Below are 16,953 nucleotides of genomic sequence, written 5' to 3'. Positions count from 1 at the left end.
GTGAGGTCGTGACCATGCTCGACGACTTCGCCGACCACCTGCGCCTCGAGAAAGGGCGCAGTGAGCACACGATCCGTGCCTACGTCGGTGGTGCTCGTGCGCTGGTCTCGTTCGCCGGTGCCCGGGGGATCGAGGTCGGCGCCATCGACCTCGCATTGCTGCGGGCCTGGCTCGCCGAACTGACCCGCCGTGGCGCTGCGCGGACAACCGTCGCCCGACAGGTCTCGGCGGCGAAGACCTTCTGCGCGTGGGCGGTCCGCGAGGGCTACCTGGCCACCGACCCGTCGCAGCGGCTGAAGGCGCCCAAGGCGCACCGGACCCTGCCCGCGGTCCTGGCCCCGGCCCAGGCCGAAGCCGCGATCGCGGCCACCGGCGTGGACCGAGCGGCCGACGACCCGATCGCATTACGCGACCGGGTGATCCTGGAGCTGTTGTACGCGAGCGGGGTTCGCGTGGGGGAGCTGTGCGGGCTCGACGTCGGTGACGTCGATGCCGACCGGCGGGTGGTGCGCGTGATCGGCAAGGGCGACAAGGAACGGTCGGTGCCCTACGGTGAGCCGGCCGCGCGCGCGATCGACGACTGGCTCCGGACCGGACGCCCGGCCCTGGTGACCGACGCCTCGGGGGCGGCGCTGCTCCTCGGTGCCCGCGGGGGCCGGTTGGACCAGCGGATGGCGCGCTCGGTCGTGGCACGGGCGGTCGACGCGAGCGGCGGGCCGGCGACCGGACCGCACGGGCTCCGCCACAGCGCCGCCACACACCTGCTCGAGGGCGGCGCCGACCTGCGCGTCGTCCAGGAATTGCTCGGGCACTCGTCGCTCGCGACGACACAGATCTACACCCATGTGAGCGTCGAGCGCCTGCGCGCCGTCCATCGTCAGGCGCACCCGCGGGCCTGAGGACTCCGGGCGGCGCGCCCGTCGGTCATCCAACCGGTTTGAGTCGGACTCGGACCGCGCCGAGCAGTCCCAGCGGGTCCATGTAGTCCGACCCGCGGCCGCTGCCGCGCCGAGCTCCCCAGTGCAGGCAGACGACCACCGGGCAGCCCGGATGCCCGCCGATCACCGTCCCGATGATCTCGCCACGAGAGACGTGGTCACCCGTCGCGACGCGGGCCTCCACCGGCTCGTACGTCGTGATCACACCGTCGGGATGCGCCACCGAGACGACCGGCCGTCCCACGACCGTTCCCGCGAACCGCACCCGCCCGGCACCGGCCGCGCGGACGGCCTGTCCGGGCCCGGCGGCGAGGTCGACGCCCCGGTGCCCCCGCTGCCAGCGTTTCTCCGGTTCGTCGAAGGCCGTCACCACGGTCGGCCGAGGTGTCAGCGGGGCCGAGTACACCCCGTCGGTGGAGGCAGTGGCGATCGGACCGGCACACCAGAGGGCGGCGAGCACGAGCGTGGCCACGACACGCGGTGAAGGAAATGGCACCTGGATTGGACGCACCAGAAGCCGTGCGGGATCCGCCGGTCGGTGCACCGGTGCCGGATCCGCACTCCGACGTGGGCGAAGGCGTTTTGGTGTTCCTTCCGCGGCGGCGTAAACTTCTCACCGCACCTCATCGATCGTTGATGAGGTGACTTCGCGCGCCTGCATTCGGTTCCGTGTTGCTCAGCGGCTTCGACGCCCTGACCAGCACAGTCGAGAAAACACACGCCAAGTGAGCAGTCCCGGAACGGTCCATGCCGTCTCGGGTGGCACTCGGCCGCAGGCGCCAGGGTCGGTACCGACGGTGCCGACGACAACTGCGAGAAAAGGACGATCATGGCTGTCGTGACCATGAAGCAGCTGCTTGACAGCGGCGCACACTTCGGGCACCAGACCCGCCGTTGGAACCCGAAGATGAAGCGATTCATCTTCACCGACCGCAACGGCATCTACATCATCGATTTGCAGCAGACGCTGACCTACATCGACAAGGCGTACGAGTTCGTCAAGGAGACGGTCGCCCACGGTGGCACCATCCTCTTCGTCGGCACCAAGAAGCAGGCGCAGGAGTCGATCGCCGCGGAGGCGACCCGTGTCGGCATGCCGTACGTCAACCAGCGCTGGCTCGGTGGCATGCTCACCAACTTCTCGACCGTCCACAAGCGCCTGCAGCGCCTGAAGGAACTCGAGACCATGGAGCAGACCGGTGGCTTCGAGGGTCGCACCAAGAAGGAAATCCTCATGCTCACGCGTGAGAAGAACAAGCTCGAGCGCACGCTCGGCGGTATCCGTGACATGGCCAAGGTCCCCTCGGCCGTGTGGGTCGTCGACACCAACAAAGAGCACATCGCCGTCGGTGAGGCGCGCAAGCTGAACATCCCGGTCATCGCGATCCTCGACACCAACTGCGATCCCGACCTCGTCGACTACCCGATCCCGGGCAACGACGACGCCATCCGCAGCGCCGCGCTGCTCACCCGTGTCGTGGCCTCGGCCGTGGCCGAGGGTGTCCAGGCCCGTGCCGGTGCCGCCAGTGGCGACGCCAAGCCCGAGGCCGGCGGCGGCGAGCCCCTGGCAGAGTGGGAGCAGGAACTGCTGACCCAGGCTGCCGCGCCGGCAGGCGGCGACGCCGCGACCGACGCACCGGCCGCTCAGTAGTCCCGACTGCTCTGCAGTCCGGTCCCAACACACTTCCCGAAGGAGGCTCGCCGACGATGGCGAACTACACCGCAGCTGATGTGAAGCGTCTCCGTGAGCTCACCGGCTCTGGAATGCTCGACTGCAAGAACGCGCTGGCCAACAACGACGGCGATTTCGACAAGGCCGTCGAAGAGCTGCGCATCAAGGGTGCCAAGGACGTGGGCAAGCGCGCTGAGCGTTCCACCGCCGAGGGCCTGGTCGCGGCCAAGGACGGCGCGCTCATCGAGATTAACTCCGAGACCGACTTCGTCGCGAAGAACGGTGAGTTCCAGCAGCTCGCCGACGACATCGTGAACGCGGCGGCCGCGGCCAAGACGAACGATCTCGACGAACTGAAGAAGGCTCCGCTCGGCGACGGGACCGTCGACGAAGCGGTCGCCGCCCTCTCGGCCAAGATCGGCGAGAAGCTCGAGCTCCGTCGCGTGGCGTACTACGACGGCCCGGTGGCCGTGTACCTGCACAAGCGTGCCTCCGATCTGCCCCCGGCGGTCGGTGTGCTCGTGTCCTACACCGGTGAGGGCGAGGGTGCCGAAGAGGCCGCTCGCGGCGCCGCGATGCAGGTCGCTGCCCTGAAGGCGCGCTACGCCACTCGTGACGAGGTCCCCGCGGACGTCGTCGAGAACGAGCGTCGTATCGCCGAGCAGACCGCCAAGGAGGAGGGCAAGCCGGAGCAGGCTCTGCCCAAGATCGTGGAGGGTCGCGTCAACGGCTTCTACAAGGATGTCGTGCTGCTCGACCAGTCGTCGGTGCAGGACTCCAAGAAGACCGTGAAGGCACTGCTCGACGAGGCCGGCGTGACCATCAAGGGCTTCACCCGGTTCGAGGTCGGCCAGGCCTGATCGAACTCGCTCCGCATCGCCCCGTCTCCGTCGAGGAGACGGGGCGATGTGCGTTCACGGGGTCTGTCGTGTCCGCAGAGCAGTCGTGAGTGCCGCGATCGCGATGGCGACGAGGCCCAGTGTCACCAGGGTCGTCTGCAGCGCGGCCAGGAACGTCCGGGCGGTCACCGACCGCGCCGCATCCTGGGTCCAGGGTCGGGCCTGCGCGGCGACCGCGGCGACCGCCGGCGACGTCGGTCCGCCCGCGCAGGCGGGCGCCGGTCGCTCCGGATGAGCGGACCGCAGCTGTTCGCTCGCGCAGGAGGCGAAACGGTCGGCGACCGCCTCGTGGAGCATCGGCTGAACGGGTGACTCCGACAGCGAGGCAACGAGTTCGGCTCGAACCGCCGGAACCGTCTCGGTTGTCTGGCCGGCCACCTGGCCGAAGAAGAAGAGGGTGACGACCGCCAGGCCGAGCGAGGCGCCGATCTGCTGGACCGTGGGGATCGTCCCGGTTGCCGTGCCCACCGTGGCCTCGGTCGTGTCGGAGAGGATCACCGCCTGCAGTGGTGCGATGAACAGACCCGTGCCCACGCCGCCGAGTACGAGGGGACCGAGAATCCCGGGCATCGGCAAGCTCTCCGCTGCCGGTTCGATGATCATCGCGAGCCAGACGAATCCGGCTCCGACGGCGAGAGATCCGGCCATCAGGGTGTACGGAGCCGTGAACCGGGCAACCACCCGGGGCGAGCAGAGCGAGCCGACGGCGGCGCCGATCGCGAAGGGCAGGGCCAGTAACCCGGTTCGGAACGCCGAGTAGCCGAGTCCGAACTGGGCCGAGATCGACACGGTGAAGAAGAATCCCGCGAACACGCTGAAGAACACGAGGGACAGGAGAAGTCCGACCGCGAACCGGCGCGAGGCGAACAGCTGTGGTCGCAACAGGGGAGTGCCACCGCGGGCGTCGACGCGCACCTCGTGAAGGGCGAACAGCGTCAACAGGACTCCGGCTGCCCCGATCATCATCCACAGGATCGGGGGCCACCCCATCTCGCGTCCGAGGGCCAGTGGGTACAGCAGCAGGAACAGCGCCGTCGCCGACAGAACCACGCCCGGGACGTCCACGCGTCCCGGCGCCGGCTCGCGCGCGTCGGGTAGGCGGCGGTGGGCGAGCAGACAGGAGAGCAGGCCGAGCGGGACGTTGACGAAAAAGATCGCGCGCCAGCCCCATCCGAGGACGTCGGCGTCGACGAGCACGCCGCCGATCACCGGTCCGAGGATGGCGGCGAGACCGGCGACGGCCCCGTAGACGCCGAAGACGAGTCCGTGACGCCTCTTGTCGAACAGGGCCGCGATGAGCGCCAGGGTCTGTGCGGACATGAGTGCCGCACTGACGCCCTGTATCCCGCGGAGGGCGATGAGCTCACCAGGGCCGGTCGCCGCCCCGCACAGGACCGACGTCAGCGTGAAGGCCACCATCCCGGCGACGAACATCCGGCGGCGTCCGACTCGCGCCCCGAGCGTTGCCGCGGTCAGCAGGGTGCAGGCGAACGACAGTGTGTACACGGTCAGCACCAGGAGTTGCTGCGAGGTCGACGCGCCGAGATCCCGGGCGAGATCGGGCAGAGCGATGTTGACGATGGTGGTGTCCAGCATCTGCATGAACACACCGAGCAGGCATCCCGCGAGGGCCGCCCATGCGCCCGGACGATCGCGCAGAGCGCCGGCGGTCTCCCGGCCCGCCGCGGGACCGGCGGTCACGGAGCGAGAGCCGGCAGCGATGGTCGGTAATCGCCGAGGTCGGCGACCGCCGACATCACCGCGACGAATCGGTCGACGTACTGCGCCACGGAGTCGTGCGCGATCTCGGTGTCGGGGTACAGCAACGTGATCGAGGTCTGGCCGGAGAACCGGTTGACCCACATGTACACCTCTTCGCTGCTCCCGCGATTGCCGAAGAGGCACCCGTTCCCGGCCTCGAAGATCTCGACGCCGGGCAGTTTGCGGACGTCGATGTAGGACACCATCGGTACCGCCCAGCCGGACCGGACCGCGATCTCGTCACCGGGTTCCACGAGTTCGAGCACCCGGTGAAACGAGATGTCGGTCAGCTCTTTTCCGGATTCGTAGCTGCGCGCGGCCGCCGGCGCGAGGGAGCGGAACGTGGTGTCGTCGCCGACGGTGAGCGGAACGGGGATCAGGCTCGTGAACCAGCCGACCGACTTCAGTTCCGCGGCACCCGATCTCGTGCTCTTCGGGGTCATCCCGAAATACTCGGTCCGACCGGTGAACTCGGCATACACGAGGGCGGCCGCCGTCATGATCCCGGCGATCATGTTGGCGCCCAGATCGCGACAGATCTGCTCGAAGCGCGCGGCCGTGGGCTCGTCGAACAGGGTCGAGTTCACGATTGCGCTGCGGGTGTAGGTCTGCGCGCCGGTGCCGAGCGGCAGCGGAAAGCCGGGCAGGTGCCCACCGTTGGCCTGCACCAGGTCGATCCAGCGTTGGACGTGCGATGATCGACGGGTCAGCCGGCGCGACACGGCGCGCTCGCGCACGCAGTAGTCGAGGTAGCTGCCGACCGGGGGTAGCTCGGCGTCGCCGCCGAAGGCCTCGTTCATATAGAGCGTCAACAGGTCCACGCAGGTGATGGCCTGGGAGATCCCGTCGGTGTTGAGATGGTCGGCCGCGGCGTAGAGGGTGAACCCGCCCTCCCACTCGATGGCCCCGAAGGTGAAACAGTCCCAGTTGAACGGCCCGGAGGTCTCGTCCTGCACGTGCGTCCGCAGTTGCGACGCGTCGCGGTCGCCGTGTGCGACCGGAACCAGTTCGACGACCTCCGGGGGCACGAGATGGCGGAGGACCGAACCGTCGTCCTCCATCGAGAACCACGACCGAAAACTGTCGTGGCGCTTCACGAACTCGTTGACCGCCTTCGTCATCGCGGACACGTCGAGCGGTGCCGAGACGTCGAAGGCCATCAGGCAGAGCCGCGCGAAGCGGAACCCCGCGGACTCGTTGCGCCACGCCACCCGCAGGTACTCCTCCTGCTGGTGGGACGGCGGGGAGGGATGCACAGGAGCCCGATCGGCATTCGTCACCGAAGCGAGGGAGGCGACCCAGCTGGTCAGGTGACCGGGACGGGGCTCCCATTGCTCGATGAGGCCGAACTTCATCATGTGTGTTCCTCGATTCGCCTGTGGGAAAGTGGATCCGGCGACCGCTCGCTCGAGAGGCGTCCGAGGTCTCCCGGACGGAGCGGCCGACCGGGACGCACCCTACCGCACGGTAACCTCGACGGTCGGGGAAACGGGACAACCTCGATGCGATGAGACGGTGTATCGGTTCGTGTATCTCTGTGTCATCGAATGCCGTTGCGGTGCTGGACGATTGACCCATGTGGACATCGGGCGGTGCGTCGGGCACACTGCCGGGGTTGCGCGTGTGACGCCGGTCGCACCCGAATGAAGGCGAGGGGTATGGACGACGGGTCTGTCAACGAGGACCGACCACGGCACCGGCACACGCCGGTGCGACCGGCCGTGCTCGTGATCGCGCTGGTCGCTGCGACTCTCGGGCTGGCGGTGCCCGCCGCCGCGACACCCGCGCCCGCTCGCATCGTCGGCGAGACGGTTCAGCGCGGTGGTGAGATCGACGTCGCCGTCCGGTCGGCGGCGATGCGCCGGGTGGTCCCGGTCAAGGTGTGGCCCGCCCGCGGGAACCGGCCCGCGCCGACGCTCTATCTCCTCAACGGCGCGGCCGGCGGCGAAGGTGGGAGCAGTTGGTTCGACCGGACCGACATCCGGACCTTCTTCGCCGACGAGAACGTCAACGTCGTCGTCCCGATGGGCGGTGCGGCGAGCTACTTCACCGACTGGCACCGCCCCGATCCCGTGTTGGGGAGGCAGAAATGGGCGACCTTCCTCACCGAGGAACTGCCCGGGACGATCGACGACCGATTCGGCGGCACCGGGCGCAACGCGATCGCCGGGATCTCGATGGCGGGCACGTCGGTGTTTCAGTTGGCCTTGCACGCGCCGTCGGTGTACCGGGCGATCGGCTCGTTCAGCGGCTGCGCCCAGACCAGCGATCCGCTCGGCCAGGCTGTCGTCCGGATGGTCGTCGAGGGGCGTGGCGGCGCCAACACCCTGAACATGTGGGGACCCCCCGACGATCCCGCCTGGCGTGCCAACGACCCCTATCTGCATGCCGAGGCGTTCCGGGGGATGTCGATCTATGTCTCGAACGGGTCCGGGATGCCGGGACGGTACGACACCCTCGACGGCCCCGGCATCGACGGCAACGGCTCCAAGCTGTTCGACCAGATCGCGGTCGGGGCGGTGATCGAGACCGCCACGGCTCAGTGCACGCGGAATCTCCAGCGCCGGATGCGCGACATCGGGGTGCCTGCGACGTTCCACCTCTACGAGGGCGGCACGCATGCGTGGCCGTACTGGCAGGACGAACTGCATCGCGCCTGGCCGCAGTTCGAGGCGGCGCTGCGCGGCTGACCTCGCGCGAGGCGGTTTCCCGAGGCGCGCACGACGCGTGTCGCGGGTCGGTTCCGGTGACGACGTACGATAGTTCACCGAACCGACGAGTGAGGAAGCCGATGAGTGAAGCGTCCGACCCCATCCGGCGGGATGGATTCCGTAGGGTCTTGCTGAAGTTGGGCGGCGAGATGTTCGGTGGCGGCGAGGTCGGGCTCGATCCCGACGTCGTGGGCACCGTCGCCGACCAGATCGCCGACGTCGTCAATTCCGGTGTCCAGGTCGCTGTCGTGATCGGCGGCGGAAACTTCTTCCGCGGCGCCGAGCTGCAGCAACGAGGCCTCGACCGGAGCCGCTCGGACTACATGGGCATGCTCGGCACGGTCATGAATTGCCTTGCACTGCAGGACTTCCTGGAGAAGCGGGGAGTCTCGACCCGCGTGCAGACAGCCATCACGATGGGACAGGTCGCCGAGCCGTATCTGCCGCTGCGCGCGCAGCGGCATCTGGAGAAGGGGCGCGTGGTCATCTTCGGCGCCGGCATGGGCATGCCGTACTTCTCCACCGACACCACCGCCGCCCAGCGTGCGCTGGAGATCAAGGCCGAGGTGGTCCTGATGGCCAAGGCGGTCGACGGTGTGTACGACGCCGACCCGCGCACCAACCCCGATGCCACCCTCTTCACCGAGATCACCCATCGCGAGGTGCTCGACAAGGAACTCAAGGTCGCCGACGCGACGGCCTTCAGCCTGTGTATGGACAACAAGATGCCGATCTTGGTGTTCAATTTGCTCCAACAGGGCAATATCGCCCGTGCGGTCGCAGGCGATCGCATCGGCACCCTGGTCAGCACCTGACCCGGCGCCCCACCCCGAGATCGACGAGAACCCCGACCGAACGGAACAAGGACGAACATGATCGACGACGCGTTGCTCGACGCCGAGGAGAAGATGGAGAAGGCGGTCAACGTCGCCAAGGAGGACATGGGTTCGATCCGGACCGGGCGCGCCAACCCGGCCATGTTCAACAAGGTCAACATCGAGTACTACGGCTCGTTGACCCCCGTCACGCAGGTCGCCAGCATCAACACGCCCGAACCGCGCCTCGTCGTGATCAAGCCGTACGAGGCGTCCACGCTGCGCGACATCGAGACCGCGATCCGCAACTCCGACCTCGGGGTGAATCCGACCAACGACGGCACGATCATCCGGGTGGCCGTCCCGCAGCTCACCGAGGAGCGACGCCGCGACCTCGTCAAGCAGGCCAAGGGCAAGGGTGAGGACGCGAAGGTCGCGATCCGCAACGTGCGCCGCAAGGCCGCCGACGAGCTCAAGCGCATCCAGAAGGACGGCGAGGCCGGCGAGGACGAGGTCACCCGCGCCGAGAAGGAACTGGACAAGACCACGGCGACCTACGTGCATCAGATCGACGAGTTGGTCAAGCACAAAGAAGACGAATTGCTCGAGGTGTGAACGAGGTTCCGCAACGAGGCGGTGAGAAGAAGTCGCGCGCGGGGCGCGACCTGCCGGCCGCCATCGCGGTCGGCGGCACACTCGGCATCAGCATCATCGCGATACTGATCTTCGTACCGAAGGTCTGGTACGGCCTCGTGGCGGTTGCCTTCGCGATCGCCACCTGGGAGGTCGTCAAACGCCTCCGCACCGGGGGTTACGAGGTTGCGCTCTGGCCGCTGCTCATCGGCGGGCAGGCCATCATCTGGGCGAGCTGGCCCTGGGGTCCGACCGGCGCGCTCGTCGCGTTCGTCGCGACGGTCCTGGTGGCCATGGTGTGGAAGCTCCTCGGGCAGGGCATCAACCATGCGCCGGTCAACTACCTGCGCGACCTCGCGGTCACCGTCTTCGTGCTCGCGTGGCTGCCGCTGCTCGCCTCCTTCGGCGCACATCTGGTGGTGCAGGACGACGGAGCCGCGCGGGTCGCCACGCTGATGGTGGTCGTGGTGTGCTCCGATGTCGGCGGTTACGCCGCGGGCGTGCTGTTCGGCAAACACCCGATGGCACCGGCCATCAGCCCGAAGAAGTCCTGGGAAGGCATGGTGGGGTCGCTGGTCGTCGGCACGGTCGGTGCCGTCGGCTGCGTGGTGTATCTGCTCGGGAGCCACTGGTGGATCGGCATCATCCTCGGACCGGTCCTGGTTGTCTGTGCGACCCTCGGCGACCTGGTCGAGTCGCAGGTGAAGCGCGACCTCGGGATCAAGGACATGGGCACGCTGCTGCCCGGGCACGGCGGGATCATGGACCGGCTCGACAGCCTGCTGCCGTCGGCGTTCGTGGTGTGGGTCGTGCTGACCGGATTGCTCTGACCGGGCGCTACTTCGCGGCTTTCTTCAGCGCACGCCGCAGTTGCAACATGCGCAGGCCACCCACCAGTGCGACGATCAGCGCGCCGGCGATCGCCGCGATGAGCAGGCTCACCCCGAGTGGCAGATTCACCTCCCAGAACAGCAGCTCGATGGTCTGCGAGCCGAGGTTCTGGACGATGAAGACCAGCAGCAGGACGAGGATGATCGCACCGATCACCACTCCGAACCAGGTGGCTCTGGTGCGTGTGTGCTCCACGTCGGCGACCGTGCGACGGAGACGATCGCGGGGGTCGGGCTCGGGGGAGTGCTGCTCGGGGGTGTGCGGGTGGCCGGCCGCCGGGACCGGCGACCCGGCGGGTTGTTCGCCCCACGCTGGTACCGAACCCGTGTGCGGTCGGTCCTCGGGTGTCGTCATCGCTTCATCATGACATGCGACAATGGCGAAATGACCTCATTGCCACTTGTGTTCGACGCGCCCCGACGCGGGCGTCCGCCGACACACTTCGCCGACCTCGACGCCGCCGGTCGCGTCGCGGCGCTGGCCGAGCTGGGGCTGCCGAAGTTCCGGGCCGACCAGTTGGCCCGGCAGTACTACGCGCGTCTCAACGGGAACGTCGACGAGATGACGGACCTGCCGGCCACCTCTCGCGAAGCGGTGCGGGACAAGCTCTTCCCGCAACTGCTCACCCCGGTCCGGCACATCTCGTGCGACGACGACTCGACACGCAAGACGCTGTGGCGCCTGCACGACGGCACTCTCCTGGAGAGCGTCCTCATGCGCTACACCGAACGCAACACCCTGTGTATCTCGAGCCAGGCCGGGTGCGGCATGGCCTGCCCGTTCTGCGCGACCGGGCAGGGCGGGCTCGACCGCAACCTGTCGACCGCGGAGATCGTCGACCAGGTCCGGGCCGCGGCGCGCGCGCTGCGGGACGGCGAGCTCGGCGAACCAGGGCGCTTGTCGAATGTCGTGTTCATGGGCATGGGCGAGCCGCTGGCCAACTACAAGCGGGTCGTGAGCGCGGTCCGGCAGATCACCTCGCCCGCGCCGGACGGACTCGGCATCTCGGCGCGCTCGGTGACCGTCTCGACCGTCGGTCTCGCGCCGTCGATCCGTCGGCTCGCCGACGAGGGGCTCGCGGTCACGCTCGCCGTGTCGCTCCACACGCCCGACGACGAACTCCGCGACACCCTCGTCCCGGTCAACAACCGGTGGTCGGTCGCCGAGGTGCTCGAGGCTGCGCGATACTACGCCGACACCACCGGACGGCGCGTCTCGATCGAGTACGCCCTCATCCGGGACGTCAACGACCAGCCCTGGCGCGCCGATCTGCTGGGGGAGAAGCTGCACCGCGCGCTCGGATCGTTGGTGCACGTGAATCTCATCCCGCTGAATCCGACCCCGGGCTCGGAATGGGACGCCAGTCCCAAACCGGTCGAGCGCGAATTTGTCCGGCGGGTCCGCGAGCAGGGAGTCTCCTGCACCGTCCGCGATACGCGCGGTCAGGAGATCGCCGCCGCATGTGGCCAGCTCGCGGCCGAAGAGCGCTGAGTCTCGACGAGGCAGACACGAGAAACGCCGAGCGGATCACCGCTCGGCGTTTTCTCTGGGTCTGGCGAGGTGGCCGGTCAGGACCACTTTCCGCGGTTCATCCACCAGCCGCGGACCGCGAAGAACAGCGTGCCCACGGCGAAAACGATGAGGTAGAGGTCCTCGATGTGGCCGGTGTGGTTGCCGATGATCATCGCGAGCAGGAACAGCGCGAAGAAGATGGCCGCACCGTAGAAGGTCTTGGTCGCCGCGCCGTGCCAGCCGAACCGGGCGGACGGGGCATCGGCGGGCTCGCGGCGCCAGCCGGTGTCGATGACCTCGACTTCGCCATGCCCCCCATCGCCGTGCCCCACAGTGTGCTCCACATCGGTGCTTGCCACAGCCACTCCTCACAGCGCGGACGTCAGATGTCTGACGATCGGTAGTAGTTCTCCGAGCAGCATAGCGGCACGCCCCGCCCGCGGGTCGGTCCGGTGTCGCCGGCCACGGTGGGCCGCGCGACCCGATGGTCCAGAATGGGTGCGTGCCCACACGTGTGCTGATCCTCGGTTCCACCGGTTCCATCGGCGTCCAGGCGCTCGAGGTGATCGCCGAGCATCCCGACCTCTTCGAGGTCGCCGGTCTCGGTGCCGGCGGGTCGAACCCCGATCTCCTCGCCGACCAGGCCGCCGCGTTCGGCGTTCCGGCCGCGCGGATCGCCGTCGCGGACACCGCGCGGGCGCAGGAGCTCGCGGACCGTCTCGGCGGCCGGGTCCTCGGCGGACCCGACGCCATGTGTGACCTCATCGACGCGGTTGTCGCGGACACCGGTGTGGATGTGATCCTCAACGCGGTCGTCGGCTCGATCGGGCTCGCACCCAGTCTCGCCGCGCTCCGCTCGGGTGCCCGGCTCGCGCTGGCGAACAAGGAGTCGCTCGTCGCCGGCGGCGCCCTCGTCCTCGACGCCGCGGCGCCCGGGCAGATCGTGCCGGTCGATTCCGAACACTCCGCCATCGCCCAGTGCCTGCGCGCCGGGACGGCCGCCGAGGTCGACCGGCTGGTCCTCACCGCGTCGGGCGGCCCGTTCCGCGGGTGGTCCCGCGCACAGCTCGAGGACGTCACCCCCGAGCAGGCCGGCCGACACCCCACCTGGTCGATGGGTCCGATGATCACCCTCAACTCGGCGACCCTGGTCAACAAGGCTCTCGAGGTCATCGAGGCGCACCTGCTGTTCGACGTCGACTACGACCGCATCGACGTCACCGTCCATCCGCAGTCCATCGTCCACTCGATGGTGACCTTCGTCGACGGCGCGACGGTGGCGAAGGCCTCGCCGCCGTCGATGAAGCTGCCCATCGCGCTGGCGCTGGGCTGGCCGGACCGGGTGCCCGGTTCGTCGGCGGCGTGCGACTTCTCGACCGCGTCGTCGTGGACCTTCGAGCCGGTCGACGACGCGGTGTTCCCCGCGATCGATCTGGCGCGGCGCGCCGGCAGTGCGGGGGGCAGCCTGACGGCGGTCTACAACGCGGCCAACGAGGCCGCCGCGGCCGGGTTCTTCGCAGGTGCGATCCGGTTCCCGCGCATCGTCGAGGTGATCGAGGAGGTGCTCGGCGAGGCCGATCAGTGGCGCCGGACGCCAGGTACTGTGGAAGAGGTCTTCGCCGCCGATCGGTGGGCCCGGGATCGCGCCGCGCAGCTGGTCGCGGCGGCATCCCGCTGATCGGCGGCCCTCGTGAGCGGGTGCGTCCCGTGATCCGGATGGAGTAGGTACGTGAGTTTCGCGATCGGCGTCACGCTGTTCGCCGTGGCGCTGTTGCTGTCGGTCGCCTGGCATGAGTGTGGTCACATGTGGGCCGCCCAGGCGACGGGCATGAAGGTCCGACGCTACTTCGTCGGCTTCGGTCCCACGATCTGGTCCACCCGCCGCGGCGAGACCGAGTACGGGATCAAGGCGCTGCCGCTGGGCGGTTTCTGCGACATCGCGGGGATGACCCCGCACGAGGAGCTCGCCTGGGACGAGAAAGACCGGGCGATGTACAAGCAGAAGGCGTGGAAGCGCCTCGTCGTGCTGTTCGCCGGTCCGGCCCAGAACTTCATCCTCGGTTTCGTCCTCATCATCATCGTCGGATTGAGCTTCGGGCTGCCCGACCTCAGTCCGCCGCCGGTGCCCGCGCGGGTCGCGGAGACACAGTGCGTGTCGTCGACCATCACCATCGCCGGAAACGAACAGACCAACTCGCCCTGCACCGGCACCGGTCCCGCGGGCGCCGCCGGACTGCTCCCCGGTGACGACATCGTGGCGATCGACGGCCGGCCGGTCGGCCAGGCCTCGGACCTGACCCCGGTGATCCGCGAGTCCACCGGCCCGGTCGCCCTGACCGTCGACCGCGACGGTCGGCGACTCGACCTGACGATGACCCCCGAGCCGGTCACGGTCACGGCGACGCGTGCCGACGGCACCAGCGAGACCCAGACCTACAACATGGTCGGCATCGCCTACGACGTCCCGCCCGGGATCATCCAGTACGGCGTGACCGACATCGTGCCCGGCGCGTTCGCCTTCACCGGCGACCTGATCGTCGAGACCTGGAACGCGCTGCTGTCGCTGCCGTCGAAGATCGGTGACCTGTGGACGGCGGTCACCGGCGGGGAGCGCGCGCTCGACACCCCGGTCAGCGTGTACGGCGCGTCGGTGCTCGGCGGGCAGGCCGTCGAGCGTGGTCTCTGGGACATGTTCTGGATGCTGCTGATCAGCATCAACTTCTTCCTGGGCCTGTTCAACCTCGTGCCGCTGCTCCCGCTCGACGGCGGGCACATGGCCATCGTCGGCTACGAGAAGGGCCGCGACACGATCCGCCGCTGGTTCGGCCGCGCGCCCGGCGGAGCCGTCGACTACTACAAGCTGCTCCCGATCACCTACGCGGCGGTGGTGGTGATGGCGGGCTTCATGGTCCTCACGCTGACCGCCGACATCGTCAACCCGATCAACCCGTGGTGAACACATCCGGGGTGAGCCCGCACGACGAACACCTTGTGACCCAGCCCGAACACACCGACACTCCGATTCCCCAGAGGTGAACGAGATGAACGCCCCGACTTCCGCGAACGCCGTGCCGATCGGACTCGGCATGCCCGCCGGGCCGCCGCCGGTGCTCGCTCCGCGCCGCAAGACCCGCCAGCTGTTCGTCGGCTCGGTCGGGGTCGGCAGCGATCACCCGATCTCGGTGCAGTCGATGACGACCACCAAGACCCACGACATCAACGCGACCCTGCAGCAGATCGCCGAGTTGACCGCCTCCGGCTGCGACATCGTGCGGGTCGCGTGCCCGCGTCCGGAGGACGCCGAGGCGCTGCCGATCATCGCCAAGAAGTCCAAGATCCCGGTGATCGCCGACATCCATTTCCAGCCGAAGTACATCTTCTCCGCGATCGACGCCGGCTGCGCCGCCGTGCGCGTCAACCCCGGCAACATCAAGGAGTTCGACGGACGCGTCAAAGAGGTCGCCAAGGCAGCCGGTGATGCGGGTATCCCGATCCGCATCGGCGTGAACGCCGGCTCCCTCGACAAGCGCATCCTGCAGAAGTACGGCAAGGCGACGCCCGAGGCGCTGGTCGAGTCGGCTCTGTGGGAGGCGAGCCTGTTCGAGGAACACGGCTTCGGCGACATCAAGATCTCGGTGAAGCACAACGACCCGGTGATCATGGTCGAGGCCTACCGGCAGCTCGCCGCCGCCAGCGACTACCCGCTGCATCTCGGCGTCACCGAGGCCGGCCCGGCATTCCAGGGCACCATCAAGTCCGCGGTCGCCTTCGGCGCGCTGCTGAGCGAGGGCATCGGCGACACCATCCGGGTCTCGCTCTCGGCGCCGCCCGCCGAGGAGATCAAGGTCGGCGACCAGATCCTGCAGTCGCTGAACCTCCGCCCGCGCAAGCTCGAGATCGTCTCGTGCCCGTCGTGCGGCCGCGCCCAGGTCGACGTCTACAAACTCGCCGACGAGGTCACCGCGGGACTCGAGGGCATGGAGGTCCCGCTGCGCGTCGCCGTGATGGGCTGCGTGGTCAACGGTCCCGGTGAGGCCCGGGAAGCCGACCTCGGGGTGGCGTCCGGCAACGGCAAGGGGCAGATCTTCGTCAAGGGCGAGGTCATCAAGACCGTCCCCGAGGCGCAGATCGTGGAGACCTTGATCGAAGAAGCGCTGCGGATCGCCGAGGAATCAGGAGAAACTGGAGACAGTACTCACGTGGGCCCACCCGTGGTGACCGTCTCGTAGGTCGGGCGCAAGGCTCGAGAGGGAGGAGCGGCGTTGCTGAAGCTTCTGGGCGACAAGCCGCTCGGTGCTCGTGATGCGGCTGTCGTCGAGCGCGTCCTCACCTCGGACCCGGTGGCGATGTGCATGGTCGCCGCCCGATTCGAGACGCACGGGATCAATCCGCGCCTGCTCGGTGGTGAACTGTGGACGGCGCACGACCCGGCGTCATCGCTGTGTTTCTCCGGGGCCAACCTGATCCCGCTCAGCGGGTCGCCCGGAGACCTCGACTACTTCTCCGATCGCGCCATCGCCGGACCGCGAGCCTGTTCGTCGATCGTCGGCCGCGCCGAACTCGTGCTCCAGATGTGGGATCAGATCGAGCCGGTGTGGGGTCCGGCGCGCGAGGTCAGACCGGTGCAGCCACTGCTCGCACTCACGACCTGCTCGGCGGTACCTGTCGACCCGCTCGTGCGGCTGGTCACGCTCGACGACCTCGACGCATACATGCCCGCGGCCGTCGACATGTTCATCGGGGAGGTCGGCGTCGATCCGACGGCCGGGGACGGCGGCCGGTCGTACCGGCGGCGTCTCGCCTCGCTCATCACCGCGCAGCGGGTGTTCGCGCGGTTCGACGGCCCCGACGTGGTGTTCAAGGCCGAGATCGGCTCACTGTCCCGTCGAGTCGGCCAGATCCAGGGTGTCTGGGTCGCCCCGGACCGGCGTGGTGAGGGGCTCGGGCTGGGCGGTACCGCGGCGGTCGCCGAGGCGGTGGCCGCGCACGGTCGCATCCCGAGTCTGTACGTGAACAGCTTCAACGTCACCGCACGCGCGGTGTACGACCGCATCGGGTTCACCGAGGTCGGCACCTTCGCCACCGTCCTCGTCGACTGAACGCCCCACCGCGTGGCGTCCC

General features: G+C 68.6%; 17 protein-coding genes. 12 read left to right on the top strand and 5 right to left on the bottom strand.

Annotated elements, in window-relative coordinates:
• Nucleotides 1-14: 14 nt before the first annotated feature.
• Nucleotides 15-899 (top strand): tyrosine recombinase XerC, encoded by an 885-nt coding sequence (locus ABIC25_RS02100; protein ID WP_101818939.1) that lies wholly within the window; start codon nt 15-17, stop codon nt 897-899.
• Nucleotides 900-924: 25 nt separating this feature from the next.
• Here the strand turns inward: ABIC25_RS02100 and ABIC25_RS02095 are convergent, their stop codons facing one another.
• Complete coding sequence (locus tag ABIC25_RS02095; protein ID WP_248645271.1) at nt 925-1,410, bottom strand: M23 family metallopeptidase; 486 nt, start codon at nt 1,408-1,410, stop codon at nt 925-927.
• A 357-nt stretch (nt 1,411-1,767) separates the two neighbouring features.
• Between ABIC25_RS02095 and rpsB the strand changes: the two genes are divergently transcribed.
• Both rpsB and tsf read left to right on the top strand, forming a co-directional pair.
• Nucleotides 1,768-2,589 (top strand): 30S ribosomal protein S2, encoded by an 822-nt coding sequence (rpsB, locus tag ABIC25_RS02090; protein WP_064571072.1) that lies wholly within the window; start codon nt 1,768-1,770, stop codon nt 2,587-2,589.
• A gap of 56 nt (nt 2,590-2,645) precedes the next feature.
• Complete coding sequence (tsf, locus tag ABIC25_RS02085; RefSeq protein WP_004572281.1) at nt 2,646-3,470, top strand: translation elongation factor Ts; 825 nt, start codon at nt 2,646-2,648, stop codon at nt 3,468-3,470.
• A 54-nt stretch (nt 3,471-3,524) separates the two neighbouring features.
• Here tsf and ABIC25_RS02080 read toward each other — a convergent pair whose 3' ends face one another.
• On the bottom strand, nt 3,525-5,111 hold the full coding sequence (locus tag ABIC25_RS02080; RefSeq protein WP_248645580.1) for an MFS transporter: 1,587 nt from the start codon (nt 5,109-5,111) through the stop codon (nt 3,525-3,527).
• 95 nt (nt 5,112-5,206) lie between these two features.
• The gene (locus ABIC25_RS02075; protein WP_354559715.1) at nt 5,207-6,628 is read right to left on the bottom strand and encodes a condensation domain-containing protein; all 1,422 of its coding nucleotides are present in this window, start codon (nt 6,626-6,628) and stop codon (nt 5,207-5,209) included.
• A gap of 300 nt (nt 6,629-6,928) precedes the next feature.
• Here ABIC25_RS02075 and ABIC25_RS02070 point away from each other — a divergent pair, with 300 nt between their 5' ends.
• From ABIC25_RS02070 to ABIC25_RS02055, 4 genes are all read left to right on the top strand, one after another.
• Nucleotides 6,929-7,960: an alpha/beta hydrolase gene (locus ABIC25_RS02070; protein ID WP_004572278.1), complete on the top strand. Its 1,032-nt coding sequence runs from the start codon at nt 6,929-6,931 to the stop codon at nt 7,958-7,960.
• A 101-nt stretch (nt 7,961-8,061) separates the two neighbouring features.
• The gene (gene pyrH, locus ABIC25_RS02065; protein WP_004572277.1) at nt 8,062-8,796 is read left to right on the top strand and encodes a UMP kinase; all 735 of its coding nucleotides are present in this window, start codon (nt 8,062-8,064) and stop codon (nt 8,794-8,796) included.
• A gap of 57 nt (nt 8,797-8,853) precedes the next feature.
• Complete coding sequence (gene frr / locus ABIC25_RS02060; protein ID WP_004572276.1) at nt 8,854-9,411, top strand: ribosome recycling factor; 558 nt, start codon at nt 8,854-8,856, stop codon at nt 9,409-9,411.
• Nucleotides 9,408-10,259 carry a phosphatidate cytidylyltransferase gene (locus ABIC25_RS02055; protein WP_004572275.1) on the top strand — a complete coding sequence of 284 codons (852 nt, stop codon included), beginning with the start codon at nt 9,408-9,410 and terminating at the stop codon, nt 10,257-10,259. The genes frr and ABIC25_RS02055 overlap by 4 nt, the downstream gene beginning before the upstream one ends.
• A 7-nt stretch (nt 10,260-10,266) precedes the next feature.
• Here the strand turns inward: ABIC25_RS02055 and ABIC25_RS02050 are convergent, their stop codons facing one another.
• Nucleotides 10,267-10,674 carry a LapA family protein gene (locus ABIC25_RS02050; protein WP_004572274.1) on the bottom strand — a complete coding sequence of 136 codons (408 nt, stop codon included), beginning with the start codon at nt 10,672-10,674 and terminating at the stop codon, nt 10,267-10,269.
• Nucleotides 10,675-10,704: 30 nt separating this feature from the next.
• Between ABIC25_RS02050 and rlmN the strand changes: the two genes are divergently transcribed.
• Nucleotides 10,705-11,811: a dual-specificity RNA methyltransferase RlmN gene (gene rlmN / locus ABIC25_RS02045; RefSeq protein ID WP_064571074.1), complete on the top strand. Its 1,107-nt coding sequence runs from the start codon at nt 10,705-10,707 to the stop codon at nt 11,809-11,811.
• 77 nt (nt 11,812-11,888) lie between these two features.
• Here rlmN and ABIC25_RS02040 read toward each other — a convergent pair whose 3' ends face one another.
• Nucleotides 11,889-12,191 (bottom strand): DUF2631 domain-containing protein, encoded by a 303-nt coding sequence (locus tag ABIC25_RS02040; protein WP_354559713.1) that lies wholly within the window; start codon nt 12,189-12,191, stop codon nt 11,889-11,891.
• 125 nt (nt 12,192-12,316) lie between these two features.
• Here ABIC25_RS02040 and dxr point away from each other — a divergent pair, with 125 nt between their 5' ends.
• From dxr to ABIC25_RS02020, 4 genes are all read left to right on the top strand, one after another.
• The gene (gene dxr / locus ABIC25_RS02035; protein WP_033203492.1) at nt 12,317-13,510 is read left to right on the top strand and encodes a 1-deoxy-D-xylulose-5-phosphate reductoisomerase; all 1,194 of its coding nucleotides are present in this window, start codon (nt 12,317-12,319) and stop codon (nt 13,508-13,510) included.
• 51 nt (nt 13,511-13,561) lie between these two features.
• Nucleotides 13,562-14,788 carry a M50 family metallopeptidase gene (locus tag ABIC25_RS02030; protein WP_101818690.1) on the top strand — a complete coding sequence of 409 codons (1,227 nt, stop codon included), beginning with the start codon at nt 13,562-13,564 and terminating at the stop codon, nt 14,786-14,788.
• Nucleotides 14,789-14,873: 85 nt separating this feature from the next.
• A complete protein-coding gene (gene ispG / locus ABIC25_RS02025) occupies nt 14,874-16,061 on the top strand; it encodes a flavodoxin-dependent (E)-4-hydroxy-3-methylbut-2-enyl-diphosphate synthase (RefSeq protein WP_004572269.1) in 1,188 nt (395 codons plus the stop codon).
• A gap of 33 nt (nt 16,062-16,094) precedes the next feature.
• On the top strand, nt 16,095-16,931 hold the full coding sequence (locus tag ABIC25_RS02020; RefSeq protein WP_004572268.1) for a GNAT family N-acetyltransferase: 837 nt from the start codon (nt 16,095-16,097) through the stop codon (nt 16,929-16,931).
• The last annotated feature ends 22 nt before the right edge of the window (nt 16,932-16,953 follow it).

It is taken from the genome of Gordonia sp. PvP123, assembly GCF_040547295.1.
Classification (GTDB): Bacteria; Actinomycetota; Actinomycetes; order Mycobacteriales; family Mycobacteriaceae; genus Gordonia; species Gordonia terrae.
This window is presented reverse-complemented; position numbering and strand designations above follow the sequence as displayed.